This is a genomic window from Vibrio fujianensis (genome assembly GCF_002749895.1).
Lineage (GTDB): Bacteria > Pseudomonadota > Gammaproteobacteria > Enterobacterales > Vibrionaceae > Vibrio > Vibrio fujianensis.
The window spans coordinates 1,253-2,067 of sequence record NZ_NBUS01000009.1 but is presented as its reverse complement, the minus strand read 5'-3'; the positions used below and the strand labels follow the sequence as shown (position 1 = coordinate 2,067).

General features: G+C 39.6%; 2 protein-coding genes. Both read left to right on the top strand.

What is annotated here, in order from left to right:
• Positions 1-249 precede the first annotated feature (249 nt).
• Positions 250-498: a type II toxin-antitoxin system Phd/YefM family antitoxin gene (locus B7C60_RS00145; RefSeq protein WP_000126952.1), complete on the top strand. Its 249-nt coding sequence runs from the start codon at positions 250-252 to the stop codon at positions 496-498.
• On the top strand, positions 488-778 hold the full coding sequence (locus B7C60_RS00140; protein ID WP_000221349.1) for a type II toxin-antitoxin system RelE family toxin: 291 nt from the start codon (positions 488-490) through the stop codon (positions 776-778). Before B7C60_RS00145 ends, B7C60_RS00140 begins: the two co-directional genes overlap by 11 nt.
• Positions 779-815 lie beyond the last annotated feature (37 nt).

The following is an 815-nucleotide window of genomic DNA, read 5'->3' as shown; positions in this document are numbered from 1 at the left end:
GAAATTGAAATTAGATCAATCATAAAAACATCTATTTTTCAATGCATTGTGGGCTTCTTCTCTACGGTTACATAACGCCGCGTTAAGGGGCAGCCAACGCTACTACTAAGCTTCCGCATAACACTGTAATCACAAAAACCAACGCATAATAAAAATGCCACGCGTTGGCTGTCCCTCTTGAACGCCTTGTTATACCGTTCTTATAGCGCTAAAATGACCTTTATAAAGACCGCTTAAAGGACTCAATAAATGACCGCTAGAATCTTAGCCGATGTGGCTGCAAGTATTACTGAATTAAAAGCTAATCCAATGAAAGTTGCAACAAGTGCATATGGTGAACCTGTCGCTGTACTTAACCGAAACGAACCTGCTTTTTACTGTGTTCCAGCAAAAGCATACGAAATGATGATGGATCGACTCGATGATCTCGAACTATTAGCTATTGCAAGAGAACGAGAGTCTGAAGAAAGCATTTCGGTAAACATCGATGACCTATAAACTTGATTTCAAAAAGAGCGCCTTAAAAGAATGGAAAAAACTTGGCTCTACACTACAACAGCAATTTAAAAAGAAACTCATTGAACGCTTAGAAAACCCACATGTACCAGCATCAAAACTCTCTGGCGCTGATAACATGTATAAAATAAAGCTACGTCAGTCTGGCTACCGTCTTGTTTACCAAGTAAAAGATGACGTTATCGTGGTAACGGTCTTAGCAGTTGGAAAACGAGAGCGAAGTGATGTTTACCGTAGCGCAATGAAACGATTAGATGACTGATTAATATACCAATCAATGCCTCTTTTTTCGGCAAGGT

Excerpts from the sequence above, each read along its gene's own strand:
- B7C60_RS00140 (WP_000221349.1), top strand. The coding sequence starts at position 488 with ATGACCTATAAACTTGATTTCAAAAAGAGCGCCTTAAAAGAATGGAAA.
- B7C60_RS00145 (WP_000126952.1), top strand. The coding sequence starts at position 250 with ATGACCGCTAGAATCTTAGCCGATGTGGCTGCAAGTATTACTGAATTA.